This is a genomic window from Sphingobacterium sp. MYb382 (assembly GCF_037572665.1).
Taxonomy (GTDB): Bacteria; Bacteroidota; Bacteroidia; order Sphingobacteriales; family Sphingobacteriaceae; genus Sphingobacterium.
Map to the genome: position 1 here is coordinate 97,125 of NZ_JBBGZT010000028.1, position 15,265 is coordinate 112,389.

Annotated in this window: 13 protein-coding genes; 8 read left to right on the forward strand and 5 right to left on the reverse strand. The window is 39.8% G+C overall.

Translation table 11 applies throughout. The annotated features are described in order from the left end of the window. Positions 1-44: 44 nt before the first annotated feature. Positions 45-611 (reverse strand): YqgE/AlgH family protein, encoded by a 567-nt coding sequence (locus tag WH223_RS14820; RefSeq protein ID WP_340048530.1) that lies wholly within the window; start codon positions 609-611, stop codon positions 45-47. A 134-nt stretch (positions 612-745) separates the two neighbouring features. On the opposite strand from WH223_RS14820, the gene pdxH reads away from it, so the two are divergent. The 6 genes from pdxH to WH223_RS14850 all read left to right on the forward strand — a co-directional run bounded on the left by pdxH (position 746) and on the right by WH223_RS14850 (position 7,465). Next, the gene (gene pdxH / locus WH223_RS14825) at positions 746-1,399 is read left to right on the forward strand and encodes a pyridoxamine 5'-phosphate oxidase (protein WP_340048531.1); all 654 of its coding nucleotides are present in this window, start codon (positions 746-748) and stop codon (positions 1,397-1,399) included. A gap of 3 nt (positions 1,400-1,402) precedes the next feature. Continuing rightward, entirely contained in the window at positions 1,403-1,894 is a 492-nt protein-coding gene (locus WH223_RS14830) for an NADH-quinone oxidoreductase subunit C (protein ID WP_340048532.1), read from the forward strand. Between the two features lie 7 nt (positions 1,895-1,901). Further along, positions 1,902-3,092: an NADH-quinone oxidoreductase subunit D gene (locus WH223_RS14835; RefSeq protein WP_340048533.1), complete on the forward strand. Its 1,191-nt coding sequence runs from the start codon at positions 1,902-1,904 to the stop codon at positions 3,090-3,092. A gap of 468 nt (positions 3,093-3,560) precedes the next feature. After that, positions 3,561-4,898 carry a dihydroorotase gene (locus tag WH223_RS14840; protein ID WP_340048534.1) on the forward strand — a complete coding sequence of 446 codons (1,338 nt, stop codon included), beginning with the start codon at positions 3,561-3,563 and terminating at the stop codon, positions 4,896-4,898. 4 nt (positions 4,899-4,902) lie between these two features. Further along, a complete protein-coding gene (locus WH223_RS14845; protein WP_340048535.1) occupies positions 4,903-5,958 on the forward strand; it encodes a S66 peptidase family protein in 1,056 nt (351 codons plus the stop codon). Between the two features lie 13 nt (positions 5,959-5,971). Further along, positions 5,972-7,465 carry a M14 family zinc carboxypeptidase gene (locus tag WH223_RS14850; protein ID WP_340048536.1) on the forward strand — a complete coding sequence of 498 codons (1,494 nt, stop codon included), beginning with the start codon at positions 5,972-5,974 and terminating at the stop codon, positions 7,463-7,465. Positions 7,466-7,523: 58 nt separating this feature from the next. Here WH223_RS14850 and WH223_RS14855 read toward each other — a convergent pair whose 3' ends face one another. The 3 genes from WH223_RS14855 to WH223_RS14865 form a co-directional block, all read right to left on the reverse strand. Then, positions 7,524-7,829 (reverse strand): hypothetical protein, encoded by a 306-nt coding sequence (locus WH223_RS14855; protein WP_340048537.1) that lies wholly within the window; start codon positions 7,827-7,829, stop codon positions 7,524-7,526. A 72-nt stretch (positions 7,830-7,901) separates the two neighbouring features. After that, entirely contained in the window at positions 7,902-8,936 is a 1,035-nt protein-coding gene (locus tag WH223_RS14860; RefSeq protein WP_340048538.1) for a hypothetical protein, read from the reverse strand. 142 nt (positions 8,937-9,078) lie between these two features. Continuing rightward, positions 9,079-11,247 (reverse strand): S46 family peptidase, encoded by a 2,169-nt coding sequence (locus tag WH223_RS14865; RefSeq protein WP_340048539.1) that lies wholly within the window; start codon positions 11,245-11,247, stop codon positions 9,079-9,081. A gap of 110 nt (positions 11,248-11,357) precedes the next feature. On the opposite strand from WH223_RS14865, the gene WH223_RS14870 reads away from it, so the two are divergent. Together WH223_RS14870 and WH223_RS14875 are read left to right on the forward strand one after the other, a co-directional pair. Continuing rightward, positions 11,358-12,299 (forward strand): hydrogen peroxide-inducible genes activator, encoded by a 942-nt coding sequence (locus WH223_RS14870; RefSeq protein WP_340048540.1) that lies wholly within the window; start codon positions 11,358-11,360, stop codon positions 12,297-12,299. Positions 12,300-12,361: 62 nt separating this feature from the next. Beyond that, complete coding sequence (locus WH223_RS14875; RefSeq protein ID WP_340048541.1) at positions 12,362-14,104, forward strand: chloride channel protein; 1,743 nt, start codon at positions 12,362-12,364, stop codon at positions 14,102-14,104. Positions 14,105-14,140: 36 nt separating this feature from the next. Here WH223_RS14875 and WH223_RS14880 read toward each other — a convergent pair whose 3' ends face one another. Continuing rightward, positions 14,141-14,731 carry a riboflavin synthase gene (locus tag WH223_RS14880; protein ID WP_340048542.1) on the reverse strand — a complete coding sequence of 197 codons (591 nt, stop codon included), beginning with the start codon at positions 14,729-14,731 and terminating at the stop codon, positions 14,141-14,143. Positions 14,732-15,265: the final 534 nt, after the last annotated feature.

Consider the following 15,265-nt stretch of genomic DNA (forward strand, 5'->3'; position numbering starts at 1 on the left):
TTTTGAAAAAATAAATGTCGTTTGGCTGTCTGAAAGCTGCTCCCTTAATTTAAGTCAGGGCGCTGTGGAAAATGTGCCACATGCGCATACTTCGGCCCCAAGCTAATCAATGCTTGCTTCCATAAATCCTCACCATCACTAAGAAACACAATTTCTGAAGGAAACTTGTTATGTACAGCCCAGCTATTCTGTTCTATTTCCTCTTGCAACTGGTTGGGCGACCAACCGGCATAGCCGATGAAAAATTTAATCTGTTCGTTCTTGACGATACCTTCCTTAATCAGGAAAAGAGCCTGTTCAAAATCTCCTCCAATATATACATCATCCAACAGATGTACGGAGTGTGGAATTTGGTCACCTAGGTTATGGATGAAATATAAGGATTCTACCTCCACGGGGCCACCGATGTATACTGGGAAATTGACATCCTCCATATCTGGCAGTAGGTCGGAGAGGACTAAATTTGATCGGTTGTTCAATACGAAGCCCATGCTGCCATCCTCTGGATGATGCTCGCAAAGTAAAACAACAGATCGCTGAAAGTGGCTATCGAGCATGAAGGGCTCGGATAACAGTAGACTTCCTTTTTTTGGGTTAAATGCGCTAAACATAAATAGTGTTATCAGTCTAAAAACGAATCAAAATATACGTAAAAAATGATTAAAAACACAATATTTTAAATTATTATGACCCTTTTATTTCAGGCCTTTTGATTAAGTTTGTAGCTAAATCAAGATACAACGACATGGCTATTGTACAAAAAGATATAGCAGCGATACGTGAAGATTATAGCAAATATAGACTTGATGAACAAGATGTATTAGCTACACCAATCGCGCAGTTTCAGAAGTGGTTTGACGAGGCGCTTACCGCCCAAGTGATGGAACCTAACGCCATGACTTTGGCTTCGCATAGTCATAATGGCTTTCCTTCCTCTCGTATTGTTCTTTTAAAAGATATTAAGCCTACTGGCTTTAGTTTTTTTACCAACTATGAAAGTAAGAAAGCCGAAGAGCTTGCCGCTGATGATAAGGTCAGTCTTTTGTTTTTTTGGCCCGAGCTTCAACGTCAAGTACGTATTGAAGGATTGGTGAAAAAACTGCCGGTAGCAGACTCCGATGAGTATTTTGCCTCGCGACCGCGCGCAAGTAAAATTGGAGCACACGCATCGCCACAAAGCAGCGTGATTGCTAATCGGGAAATTTTGGAGCATGCGGTAGAAGAGCTGGAAGCGACCTACAAAGACCAAGAGGTGATACCAAGACCTGCACATTGGGGCGGATATCTTGTCGAGCCTATTTATATGGAATTTTGGCAAGGTCGTCGTAGCCGTCTGCATGATAGACTAGTTTATGAATTAGAGGCTGGAGCCTGGAAATTGTATCGAATAGCACCCTAATATATGCTTGAAAATATACAGAAACTAATCATTGATAAATTAAGCGAAGAAGCACTGGTTTCCGTCGAAGAAACAGGATTGCAGCCTGCGCTGATTGTGAATAAAAATTACCTAGAGGCTATTGCCTTTTTGTTGCGTGATACGGAAGGTTTTTATTTTGACTTCTTGTCTAATATTACGGCAGTTGATTATTATCCTGAAAATCGTTTTACCCTTGTTTATCATATCGCCTCTATTCCTTATCAAACACAAATAGTTTTGAAGGTTCACCTAGAGCATGAGCGTGATGCAGATCAGCTACCTGAATTACCTTCTGTAGCGGCCGTATGGCGTACCGCCGATTGGCATGAACGGGAAGCTTTCGATTTGATGGGGATTTTCTTTACTGGACATCCGGATATGCGACGCATCTTATTGCCTGATGATTGGGACGGTTTTCCGCTGCGTAAAGATTATCAGGAAAGTGAAATGTATCATGGTATTGCGATTAAATAAAGGGTAGATGTCGAAATATAACGAAGGTTTACAGAACTATCATAAAAAAATAGCGGAAATAAAGCCGCAGGAAATGGTCATCAACATGGGCCCTCAGCATCCTTCAACACATGGTGTATTGCGCTTGGAGCTTATCACCGATGGAGAGCTTGTGAAAGAGGTTATTCCGCATATGGGCTACCTACACCGATGTTTTGATAAGCATGCGGAGTCCATGAACTACACAAAGTCTATCCCATTTACAGACCGCTTAGATTATCTGGCGTCCATGAATAATAGCCATGCTTTTGTCATGGGGGTGGAGCGTATGTTGGGGATTGAAGGGGCGATACCAAAACGTGTTGAATATATACGTGTTTTGGTTTGTGAACTAAATCGTATAGCCTCCCATCTGATTGCCATAGGAACATACGGTATTGATATTGGTGCCTTTACGCCGTTTATGTGGTGTTTCCGTGACCGTGAGCATATTATGAATATGTTGGAATGGGCTTCAGGATCGCGAATGTTGTATAATTATATATGGATTGGCGGTTTATTTTATGATTTGCCAGTAGGCTTCGAGGAGCGCTGTCAAGAGTTTGTGAAGTACTTTAAACCCAAGTTGGTTGAGCTAGACGACCTTCTTTCTAACAACCAGATTTTTATATCCCGTACGGCGGGTATTGGTGCCTTGCCAGCAGACGTGGCGATAAATTATGGCTGTAGTGGACCTCTGCTGCGTGCTTCAGGAGTTAAATGGGATTTACGCCGCGTAGACGGATATTCTGTTTATCCAGAGCTCGATTTTGAGATTCCTGTCGGAAAAGGGGAGATGGGCGAGTTGGGCGATTGCTGGGATCGTTATAAGGTGCGTGTGGATGAAGTGAAGGAATCCGTGAAGATTATTGAGCAATGTTTGGAACGTTTACTGTCCGATTTTAAAAGAACACCCGATTTTGATCCTCGTGGACTCGTTCCGAAGAAGGTAAATTTAAAATCACAAGATTATTACATTCGTGCTGAGAACCCAAAAGGAGAGCTTGGTTTTTACTTCGTTACACAGGAGAAAACGGATATTCCAAAACGTGTAAAAGCAAGAGGACCAAGCTTTAATAATTTGTCGGTGTTGCCTGAATTAGGACGTGGACAGTTGATTGCCGATTTGATTGCTATCCTTGGATCTATAGATATTGTGCTTGGTGAAGTCGATAGATAAATGAAATGCGCAAAAATATGCTAAAAAAATTTTGGAATATTACGGGAAACCGTATATTTGCAGTCTCATAATTTAAGTTTATAATTGGTTAATAGAGAAGCTCGTAGTCGCCCGATTGCGAGCTTTTTCTTTTTTGTCTTATTTTTTATGTTAACCTGTTGTTTATTAGTTTTTTGTGAGCCCTGCTTGTAGCTTGTTTTTATATGGGTGTCCTTAAATGTGCTTTAAGCTTAAATGATATGAGTCACTTTTTTTTCGGCCCCCAATTTAAAATTATATAACAAAGAGGTTGATATCTTGCTTTTTTCGTAACGACGGGTTAAAGAAAACAATCGATTGCGTTAATCTGTATTGTAAAAAGAAAGTAAATGATTTGCTAAGACATCGTTATGCTTGTTTGTGTATGTTTTAAAGCCGCCGCTTTACATTTAGATTTTCTATATTTGTTTATCATAAAATGAAATAAACATGCCATCTATCCTTATTAAATCCGCTCAAATCGTAAACGAAGGAAAAACCATTAAAGCAGACATATATATCAATCATGGTCGTATAGAAATGATTGCCGAGAAGATTGATCATCCGGCAGATCAAGTTATCGATGCTGAAGGCCTACACTTGTTGCCAGGGCTTATTGATGATCAAGTGCATTTTAGAGAACCTGGATTGACACACAAGGCTGATATATGGCACGAAAGCCGTGCGGCTGTGGCGGGAGGTACGACTTCCTTTATGGAAATGCCCAATACGGTGCCGAATACATTGACGCAGAAATTGCTGCAAGATAAATTCGATATTGCAGCGGATAGCTCTTTGGCTAATTATTCCTTTTTTATGGGAGCTGCCAATGATAATATTGCAGAGGTCTTAAAAACTAATCCACGTGATGTTTGTGGTATTAAAATTTTTATGGGTTCCTCTACGGGTAATATGTTAGTAGATAATGCGGAGACCTTGGAGCAAATTTTTTCGCAAGCGCCAACTTTAATTGCGGTGCACTGTGAAGATGAGGAAACGGTACAAGCAAATTTAGCTGCCTTCAAAGAGAAGTATGGTGAAGAGAATTTAGATGCTACTATGCATCCTTTAATTCGCTCTGAAGAAGCCTGCTACTTATCTTCTTCTAAAGCTGTGGAATTGGCTAAAAAGCATCAGGCACGCTTGCATGTGCTTCATATTTCAACCGCAAAAGAAACTGAGCTTTTTGATAATAAAATACCGCTAGAAGAGAAAAAAATTACTGCCGAGGCTTGCGTTCACCATTTGTGGTTCTCGGATGCAGATTATGCTGAAAAGGGCAATTTTATCAAATGGAACCCTGCCGTAAAAACAGCAAAAGATAGGAATGGAATTTTAAAAGCACTCTTAGATGGACATATCGATGTGATTGCTACTGACCATGCTCCACACACCTTAGCAGAGAAACAGCAGAATTATTTGCAAGCTCCTTCTGGAGGTCCTTTGGTACAGCATGCATTGCAAGTATTGCTAGACATGGTGAAGCAAGGGAAATTAACATTAGAGCAGCTGGTACAAAAGTCAGCACATAATACGGCTATACTTTTCCAAGTTGAACACCGTGGTTTTATTCGTGAAGGATACTGGGCAGATTTAGTATTGGTCGACTTGAATAAACCTTATCGTGTAGAAAAGGAAAATATCTTATCGAAATGTGGTTGGTCGCCTTTTGAAGGGCACGAGTTCTCTGCTTCTATCGCGCATACTATTGTTTCGGGTAATTTGGCTTTCACGGACGGTAAAATTGTGGAGGTAGGAACAGGACACCGCTTGTTGTTTAATCGTTAGGTCTATGGATAAACGGAGTTTCTTAAAGACGATGGGACTGGCGGCGGCCGCAATCACAATTAGCCCATCGGCAGCTACTGCAGCAACTTCCTCTGCGGAAAGTCAAGGTAAACAAGTATTGAAGGCTACAGCTTTAAAGAAAGGGGATACCTTAGGGATTATAACCCCCTCAAGTGCTTTAGCAGATGAAGAAGCTATTCAAAAAACGAAAGAGGTTTTCGAAACGTTAGGCTTTAAAGTTAAAGAAGCTCAAAATATACGCGCTCGCTATGGTGATTTGGCGGGAACGGACGATCAGCGTATTGCTGATATTCATGCCATGTTTTCTGACCCAGAGGTGAAGGGGATTGTATGTATTCGTGGTGGTACGGGGGCTTCTCGTTTGTTAGATCGGTTAGATTATAATCTCATCGCTAACAATCCGAAAGTATTGCTCGGTTATAGTGATGTGACGGCTTTATTACTTGCTTTTTATACGAAGGCAGGTCTGATAGGCTTTCATGGCGCGGTGGGTACAAGTACTTGGACTAATAAGCTGGCTGCAGCCTTTGGTGAGCAGTTTTTTGATAACAAACTCCAGCAGTATCAAAATCCTACAGACAAAGGGGATAACTTGATTATGTATGATAATAGAATCCAGACGCTGCACGAAGGGGTGGTCGAAGGCCGATTAATTGGAGGAAATTTAACGCTCATAGCAGGTTTATGTGGTTCTGATTTTTTACCTGATTTTAAGGATGCTATTCTCTTTGTGGAGGAAGTAGAGGAGGGAATTGAACGCGTGGACCGTATGTTTTGTCAGCTCAAGAATGCCGGTATCTTATCTCGTATTAAAGGTTTTATTTTTGGACATTGCACAGATTGTAAACCAAGTGGTGGATATGGCTCCTTGTCTTTGCAAAATGTGTTAACTGATTATATTAAACCACTAGGTATTCCTGCCTATAGCGGAGCGCGAATAGGACATATAAGTAATCAATTTATCCTTCCTGTTGGTGCTAGGGTACGCATGGATGCACAGAAGGGGACAATACAGCTATTGGAGCAAGCCTTAGTTTAATGAGATCGTGAACATGAAAAGTGGTATATTAATTTTTTCCTTGTTGTTTTCTTTAACTGCCTGTCAGCAGCATGAAAAACAAAACCTGCAAGATGCGAATATGATAACTTTAGATACAGCGCAGCTGAATGCTGCTTTCGATCAGTATAGAGAACCTGCTTTGTTTCATCGTCGTTTTAAGCATAGTGATGTTGATTCATTAATCCAAAATCACCGTAAAAAAGGTGCGCTTGATGTCGAATTGATTGGTAAGTCGGTGGAGCAACGCGCAATTTATAAGTTGCATTATGGAGCAGGTAAAAAAGTAGTGATGCTATGGTCACAGATGCATGGTGATGAGCCTACTGCAACGATGGCATTATTTGATCTCTTTAACTTTTTGACCGCTAAAGGTGATGATTTTGATGCTGCACGTCAGTTAATTCATAGTCAACTGGACTTGCATTTTATTCCAATGCTTAATCCTGACGGTGCTGATCGTTATATGCGTAGAAATGCGCAGTACATTGATTTAAATAGAGATGCGCGAGACGGGCAGACGGTTGAAGGATCGTTACTGCGAAAGATGGCAAAGGAAATAAAGCCGCGTTATGCTTTCAATCTACATGATCAAAATATTTATTACAATGTGCCGGGAACAAAAAATCCAGTGAGTATATCTATGCTTGCTCCGGCATATAATGATGCTCGTGACATTAATGATGTACGTGAAGGTGCCATGCAGCTCATTGTAGGTATGAATAAGCTTTTACAAGGGTATATACCTAATGCCGTAGCTAAGTATGATGACACACATACAGCAAGAGGGTTTGGTGATAATTTCCAGGGCTGGGGTGCAAGTACGGTACTGATTGAATCGGGAGGTATGAAAGGAGATGTAGAGAAGCAGGTAATTCGTAAGTTGAACTTCGCAATGATCTTATCGAGCCTTTTGGATATTGCACAAGAACGCTATAAGCAGTATGATGCTAAAGATTACGAACAAATACCATTCAACGCTTCGCAGTTGCATGATGTAGTTTTACGTAATGTCGATCTAGGTACTGATGCTGTTGCTTTGACGAGTGATTTAGCTATCCGTCGATCCGAGGTTACGGTAGGAGGCGATTACTTTGTTCGTGGCCGTATTGAAGATATTGGTGACTTGGATGAGTCCTATGGTTATGATGAGTTGGATGCGAAGGGGCTGACGTTTATTCAAGGAAAGGTATACCCTAAGCCATTGGATTCCGTCGCTCAATTAAGCTTTGATCAAGCATGGAAATTGTTGAAGCAAGGATATATTGCCATTCAGGTGAAAGATGTTAGTATGGATCGTCTACATAATTTGCCATTAGTGGTTTACACGCAGCAACGTTATATTCCTGTACCGCAAGCAACATTGGGCGGATTAACAAATTTCTACTTGGGCAATGGTTCACATTTTAGATATGCTGTTGTTAATGGTTATTTAATTGATTTGGAGAATAAACCTGAACCGGGTTTGTACAAAAACCGGGTGAACTAGCGGATAGAAGATAGTAGTATAGCAATAGCCTGTTTTTAATAAATAGGCTATTGCTGTTTTAAGATGAAATTAGTTCTATCTCCGTAGTTGAGAGTTTAGTGAATTGTACAATTTTATCGATAGGAAAACCTTCTTTTTTCATTTCAGCGGCAATAGAAAGCATTGATATGTGTTTCCCTTCCTGCAGTCCTTCAAGTTTTCCTTCTTGCAGTCCTTTAAGTTTCCCTTCCTGCAGTCCTTCAAGTTTTCCTTCTTGCAGTCCTTTAAGTTTCCCTTCCTGCAGTCCTTCAAGTTTTCCTTCTTGCAGTCCTTCAAGTTTCCCTTTTTCTCTTTCCTGTTTTTTTATTACTTCTAGTACATCCATATTAATTGAACCTCCTGATTATTGAAGTGATTGGAGATGGTTTCGGTAGTTAACTAATTAAGATTTTTTAATTTAAATCTTTTGAATTTCAGTAATCGATAGTTTAGTGAATTGTTCAATTTTATCGATAGGAAAACCTTCTTTTTTCATTTCAGCGGCAATAGAAAGCATTGATGTATGTTTCCCTTCCTGCAGTCCTTTAAGTTTCCCTTCCTGCAGTCCTTTAAGTTTTCCTTCTTGCAGTCCTTTAAGTTTCCCTTCCTGCAGTCCTTTAAGTTTCCCTTCTTGCAGTCCTTTAAGTTTTCCTTCTTGTAGTCCTTCAAGTTTTCCTTTTTCTCTTTCCTGTTTTTTTATTACTTCTAGTACATCCATATTAATTGAACCTCCTGTCCATTGAAATAATTGTTTGTTGAAAATATTGTCAATCTCTTGAACATCAATATACAAAAAGTTCTTCAGAAAGATGAGGAACTTTAACGTGTTATCGTATGGGTAGTTTCGACGAATAGCTTCTTTCGCTATTAGGAGCCTTTCCTTTCCGAGGTCTTCATCGCTAACTTTTCCTTCCATTGTTGCTTTTTGACACGTGAGTATTATCAAGCCGAAAATGTTATTCATAGCAAGAAGGTCCTTTTCATGGTGATCGAAAATATGATAGCTTGGATAATGAAAGTAGATTTTGGTCTTTAAATTTACTCCTTTGTAGCTTGTTGGTCCTTGCTCATGTTTTGCCCCTATAAAGAAGGCTATGGTCTCTATAGGGCTTCTGTAGCGGTCTATAAGTCGGTAGTGGTATTGAAATAGGCGGAATGCTAAGTCTTTTTGTATGCTGCTTTGAATTTCGGTGTGCACTATTATCCAGTTTTCCTGTTCTTCCTTTTTCCGGATTTTAGCCAGTATGTCTACTATGCGCTTACCTCTTTTTCGAGCTCGATAAGGAGAGATTTCCAGAAGCTCTTTATTTAAGAATTCAATCTCTTTTGTTAGATCGAACCGTTTTTTCGCATTTGGGTACATAAAACATAAGAACTCCAAAAAGTTAGCTTCGAACATTGCTTTTAGCAGTTCATCGTTTTGTTTTGGCGGTTTAAGTATGTTTTTCTGCATGGTAGCTAGAATATACCTTTTATTTTTAGCTTTCTACCATTTGTGGAAAGGTCTTATTTGTCGTAGATGTATCTTTCACTAAAAAGCGGCGTTATCTACATCGAGATAACGCCGCTTTATAGGGACATTCTTACATTAAAGCTTAGATGCCCATTTCTTTTAATATAAATTTCGCATTGTCGATTTTATCGGCAATCCAAAGGACATAACGAATGTCTACACCAATTGAACGGCTGTAGTTTTCATTCCATGCAAAGTCGTTGATGGTTGCATCATAAGAACGGTCAAAGTTTACACCAATCAATTCGCCTGAGGCATTCATAATCGGTGAGCCAGAGTTTCCGCCCGTTGTATCCATGTTGTAAAGAATATTTACAGGTACATCATTCAAATCTTTTTTAGCATAAGCACCAAAGTTTTTCGCTAACCATGCCGTTTTGATACTTTCTGGATATTCAAATTCTTCTAAGCCAGAATTTCCTTTTTCAATCAATCCTTTAACAGTCGTGAAAGGCTTCATGTAGGACGCATCAGCAGGGCTGTAGCCTTTGATATTACCGTAGGTAAGACGAAGTGTTGAATTGGCATCCGGAATAAAGCTTTTCGCTTGGTAAAGCTCTTTAACGGCTACATAATCACCCATCAATCGATTTAAAGTTCCTTCTCTACGTCTTTGGTCTACATCAAAGCTTTCCATTTCCGTCGCTAGTCCATCTTGAATCGTTAATAGCTCATCATTATAATTTTTCAAGCTTTGGAAATCCTTAAGGACGTCAGCATACAAAGCTTGTTTACTGTTCAATTTAGAACGCTCTAAAGCTTGTACAATTGTATTTCCAGCATCCTCTTTGCTTGTAAAGGCTCTTTTTGTAATATAGTTGATGCGGTTATCGCCGGTGAATTGGTACGCATCTTCAAACATACGCTTCCCAATAGCACGGTCAACGGCTGCATCATAACTTGCATAGTAAGCATCTATTTGTTTTCTTACTTGATCAATATTTAGCTTGTAAACCTCTTCCTGTGCTTTTAATCCATTCTGTTTGAAAATGACAGATTTAAAGCTATTGATAGATTTCGCAACCTGCAATAGGCTCGTGCTGCTGTAAATATTATTGAACCAAAGTTCTTTTTGAGCTACCTGGAACACGGCTTCGTAATGCTTGTCTATATCCAACATTAAAGAGCCATATTTCTTTTTCAAGTCTGCCTTGCTATTTATAAATTGAGCTAAAGCCTGATCTTCTTCTTCTTTAGCAGCCACAAGACTTAAGTTGTGTAAACCTTTTAGTTTGCCACGGTAGTTTTTCAATACGTTAGCATTACGCTTGATCCGTGTTGCTAAAGCCAATTCTACTGCTACGTTATCTTTTCCTGCCTTCAGCATTTCAGCATTCTGGAAGTCATAAAGATCAGCCGTGTAGGGCAGCAAAAATTTTTGTTGGTACTCCATATACTGTGCAGGGCGGTGACGGAAGGTGCGTCCAGGGTAACCTAAGATGAATACAAAATCATTTTCTTGTACACCATTTGGATTTATCTTTAAGTGTTTCTTCGGCTTGTAAGGGACATTCTCTTTGGCATACTTAGCAGAAGAGCCTGTAGGTGATACATAAGCACGTAAGAAAGAGAAATCACCAGTATGTCTTGGCCATACCCAGTTATCAGTCTCTCCTCCAAATTCACCAATATCTTGTCTTGGAATATAAACCAAGCGAACATCTTCAATAGTCTTATAGCGGAATAAAACATAGCTTTTTCCGATAAACATTTCCGATACTTCTGCTTTTATAGTTGGGTCTTCGCTTTCCGCACGCTTAGCAATTTCTATTCGTTTTTTATTTATCGTGTGGATACGCTCGGCAGGGTCACTAATCTGCGCTACAGCTTGAAGTATTTCGTTGGACACATCATCATAAGAATCTGTGATACGAATTGTTAATCCCTTCGCTTCAATCTCTTGCTCCAAGTTGTTAGCAACGAAGCCATTCTTGAGGTAGTTAAACTCGGGCGAGCTAGCCAATTGTACCGCACTGAAGGCACAATGATGATTCGTGATGATAAGTCCGTTGGGCGAAACAAAAGAACCTGTACAACCACTTACTTGCACGAGGGCGTCCACTAATCCCACTTGTCCAGGATTGTAAATGTCTTTTTCTGAAATTTTTAAACCTGCTTTTTTTAAGCCTGCTCTATTCAGTTCGCTTAATGGAAACATCCCCTCATCGGGTACGGAAGCAGAAAAGTTAAATGCCCCAACCCCTAATAATACTGTACATAGTAAGCTGTACTTCGACTTTAGTTTTATCATAATCAACCTTATTTACTTTCTCAAAGTTAATAAAACATTTTTTGGTGGTATGCTTTCGGTTCGATTTTCTTACAGAAAAGCCTAACTTTGTTTTGTTAAAACGTATTAGGATGACGCTTGTTCAATTGGAATACATTATTGCCGTAGATATGTATCGTAGCTTTGTGGCGGCAGCAGAGCACTGTTTTGTAACACAGCCTACCTTGAGTATGCAAGTGCAGAAGCTAGAGGAGTCTATTGGTGTTAAGATTTTTGATCGTAGCCGACAGCCTGTTGTACCTACAGAAATTGGCCAAAAGATTATTCAGCAGGCACGTGTTATCTTGACGGAGAGTAAAAAAATTGAAGAGCTACTCTTGGAGGAGAAAGGAGAAGTGTCGGGTGAGTTGCGTGTCGGGGTTATTCCAACAATTGCCCCTTACTTGCTACCTGAAGTGTTGACACGTTTTATTAAGAAATTTCCGAAGCTACATTTACAAATTTGGGAGTATACGACAGAGCGCATTATCCAAGAACTGAAACAAGGAAAGTTGGATTGCGGAATCCTGTCGACACCTCTGCATGAAAATGGGATTGATGAGATCCCCTTATACTATGAACCCTTTGTGGCCTACGTGTCTGAAAAAAGTGCTTTGTATGCAAAAAAAATGATTACTACAGAGGAATTGGATGATGAAAAATTATGGCTCCTTAATGAGGGACACTGCATGCGTGGTCAAGTTTTGAAACTATGTCAATATAAACATAATCAAACAGCAAGTGGTGCTTTTGCGTATAATACAGGGAGTGTAGAAACTTTGAAGCGTATGGTCGATATAAACTCAGGTTTAACCATTTTACCAGAGATGAGTATTTTAGGTTATGACGAAGAGCAGCTGGCTCATATACGCTATTTTAAAGCTCCAGAGCCTGTGCGCGAAGTAAGCTTGGTGATAACACCTAATTTTGTAAAGAAGCAGGCTGTTAGCGCGCTAAAAGCTGAAATTATAGCCGTTGTGCCTGAACGCTTTCAGACGAAACAGAAAAAAGACGTATTAACTTTTGAACTTTAGATAAACAGATGGATGTTCGTAGTAGATTGAGGAAAAAACTAGAACGCTTAAATCGGTGGCGTATGCAGAAGATTTCTAATCGGAATTTTTTGGTCATCTTAGCCTTTGCTGTCGGAATTATTGGTGGGCTTGCCGCTGCACTATTGAAAGGATTGACGCATTTTATTGCCTCAACTTTACAAAATGATGTCGAGTGGCACTATAAGTATTCTTTTTACCTTGTTTTCCCTCTCGTTGGTATTTTACTAAGCGTACTCTATGTGCGTAAATTTTTAAAAGGTAAGAAACTTGAGCATGGTATCACACCGATTATCTATGCGATATCTCGTAAATCTAGTCGTATTGATGCTCACAACATTTATTCGCAAATTGTTACCTCAGCGGTAACAGTAGGGTTTGGTGGTTCATCCGGATTAGAGGCGCCGATTGCGTTGAGTGGTGCTGCCATAGGGTCAAATACCGGACGTTTCTTTGGTTTGCAGTACAAAGAGATAACGATGCTCCTTGCTTGTGGGGCAGCGGCGGGTATTTCAGGAGCATTCAATAGTCCAATAGCGGGGATGATTTTCGCTATTGAAATTTTACTTCCCGAGTTCTCCATTCCTGCATTTATTCCATTGTTGATATCTGCGGCTTTAGCAGCTGTTGTGTCGCGTTTATTATATAGTGAGCCTTTATTACACACGGCAGTGACAGGATGGGAGGTGGAGGCACTCTTCTTTTATATTCTACTTGCTGTTATAGTTGGTATATATGCCATCTATTTCTCGAAGCTGACGGAGTACGTTAAAAACTGGTTTAAGAAAATTGAAAATCCATACAATAAAGTTTGGATTAGTGGGATTTCGCTAGGTGTATTAATTCTTGTTTTCCCAACACTATATGGGGAGGGATATATCACCATTCAGCAGATTCTCGATGGTCAGTTTGATAGCATCGTCAAGAACAGTTTGTTCTCCGATTATAAAAATATGGCTTGGGTAGTCGTTGCTTATACGGTGCTAACGCTGTTTGCTAAATCTTTTGCGGCCTTGTTTACCATTCATGGAGGAGGAAATGGTGGAGTTTTCGGGCCTAGTCTAGTCATGGGAGGATTGATAGGTTTTGCTTTTGCATACGGCTTTAATCAGTTTGGCTTCGTGCAACTCAATGTGCCGAACTTTGTGATGGCGGGTATGGCAGGAGCTTTGGCAGGTGTGATGCACGCCCCGCTGACCGGGATGTTCTTGATTGCGGAGGTTACCGGTGGGTACACCTTGATGGTGCCGCTAATGCTGGTAACTTCGATTTCTTATTTGATTAACAAATCGGTGATGAAGCATTCTATCTACACGAAGGATTTGGCCGGATCGGGCGATTTACTTTCCTATGAAGATAAGGATAGGACCGTCCTCAGTATGATGAAGCTTCGCTATATCTTAGAGAATAATTTTGTCGTCTTAGGTACACAAGAAACCCCGCTGTCGCGAAAAACAGATATTATTCATTCGAAAAGGAATATTTTTCCAATCGTCGATGATAAGGGAATATTGGTTGGAATTATTTACAGTGAGCGATTATTCTCCATCTTACTCGGGGAAGAGGAAGGTGTAGAACGTACTTTCGGTTCGCTTGCTCAAAAGCCTAATGATATCATCCATAAGGAGGAACATATGGAAATGGTGATGGCCAAGATGAATCGTGATGATGTTTGGATTTTACCTGTGATTGATGATGAAGGTAAATACCTAGGCTTTGTTTCTAAGTCTAGTGTTTTCAATAAGTACCGCGCATTGCTGGTGCGTCAGGGACATTATCTCGAGTAGTGTAGGGAAGGGGCTAAAAAAATAATGGCTATGCGCTTAAGCACGCATAGCCATTATTTTTGATACATATTTTCCGATGATATCGAATTCTATATTTATGGTGTCTCCGATTTCCACTTGTCCTAAGTTTGTATGCTCTAGTGTGAAAGGGATAATCGCTACCGAGAATCGTTGATCTTGTGAGTTTACAACCGTGAGGCTGATTCCATTTACACAAATTGATCCTTTCTCTACGGTGATATTACTTAAAGTAGGTTCATACGCAAAGGTAAATAACCAACTTCCGTTCTGATCTTCTTTTCCGACGCATGTTGCCACCTGATCCACATGTCCCTGCACAATATGACCATCAAAACGTCCATTTGCTACGGTGCAGCGCTCGATATTTATGGTATCTCCCAAAGCAAGGCTACCTAAGTTGGACTTAATGAGCGTTTCTTCGATAGCAGTTACTTTATGAATATCATTTTCAATGCCCACAACGGTTAAGCAAACCCCATTATGTGAAACACTTTGATCAATTTTTAATGCGTTGGAGAGTGATGACTGGATGTAGAAATGGATATTTCCAAGTTCTTGCTCTATTTTAACAACCTTTCCCAAGGTTTCTATAATCCCTGTAAACATAGTTTTTTATCCTTTTATACAAAGTTAAGGATATGCCTTGAAATAAAAATTAAAAAAAAATCAAAAAATATTTGCTTAGTGTAAAAAATACACTATCTTTGTTCTATCATAATTTAGGTTTATAATTGGTTATAAAGGTTTTCATTCTCCCCGTTTGAAAACCTTTTTTTTGTGCCTGAAAATCATGATGTTATCATTTTAACGATGATTATTCGCTTAATTTTACTTTTTAGACTTGAAAGTTCGGGAAATATGTTTTACCTTTGCCGTAGGTTTAGGTTGATTACCTCTCGAAAGAGGGGTTATAAAAAGCCTGGGAAGTCGCCTGACTATCCCAGGCTTTGTTCTTTTAAGGCATTTTGCTAATTTTCCCGTACAGACTCCTTCCAAAATCAATCCTTAATAGCTTTTTTCTTTAAGTGTTCGACATAGCTTTGTAAGGTAAAGCTACAATTGGTTGTTTCCATCGTAATGGGCTTGGTACTGCTTATTCCGGTGTCGCGTTTTTTTAAGCATTAATTTACTTAAAAGGTG

Bases quoted from the DNA above. Each gene is read 5' to 3' on its own strand.
- WH223_RS14820 (WP_340048530.1), bottom strand. From the start codon at position 611: ATGTTTAGCGCATTTAACCCAAAAAAAGGAAGTCTACTGTTATCCGAG.
- pdxH (WP_340048531.1), top strand. From the start codon at position 746: ATGGCTATTGTACAAAAAGATATAGCAGCGATACGTGAAGATTATAGC.
- WH223_RS14830 (WP_340048532.1), top strand. From the start codon at position 1,403: ATGCTTGAAAATATACAGAAACTAATCATTGATAAATTAAGCGAAGAA.
- WH223_RS14835 (WP_340048533.1), top strand. From the start codon at position 1,902: ATGTCGAAATATAACGAAGGTTTACAGAACTATCATAAAAAAATAGCG.
- WH223_RS14840 (WP_340048534.1), top strand. From the start codon at position 3,561: ATGCCATCTATCCTTATTAAATCCGCTCAAATCGTAAACGAAGGAAAA.
- WH223_RS14845 (WP_340048535.1), top strand. From the start codon at position 4,903: ATGGATAAACGGAGTTTCTTAAAGACGATGGGACTGGCGGCGGCCGCA.
- WH223_RS14850 (WP_340048536.1), top strand. From the start codon at position 5,972: ATGAAAAGTGGTATATTAATTTTTTCCTTGTTGTTTTCTTTAACTGCC.
- WH223_RS14855 (WP_340048537.1), bottom strand. From the start codon at position 7,829: ATGGATGTACTAGAAGTAATAAAAAAACAGGAAAGAGAAAAAGGGAAA.
- WH223_RS14860 (WP_340048538.1), bottom strand. From the start codon at position 8,936: ATGCAGAAAAACATACTTAAACCGCCAAAACAAAACGATGAACTGCTA.
- WH223_RS14865 (WP_340048539.1), bottom strand. From the start codon at position 11,247: ATGATAAAACTAAAGTCGAAGTACAGCTTACTATGTACAGTATTATTA.
- WH223_RS14870 (WP_340048540.1), top strand. From the start codon at position 11,358: ATGACGCTTGTTCAATTGGAATACATTATTGCCGTAGATATGTATCGT.
- WH223_RS14875 (WP_340048541.1), top strand. From the start codon at position 12,362: ATGCAGAAGATTTCTAATCGGAATTTTTTGGTCATCTTAGCCTTTGCT.
- WH223_RS14880 (WP_340048542.1), bottom strand. From the start codon at position 14,731: ATGTTTACAGGGATTATAGAAACCTTGGGAAAGGTTGTTAAAATAGAG.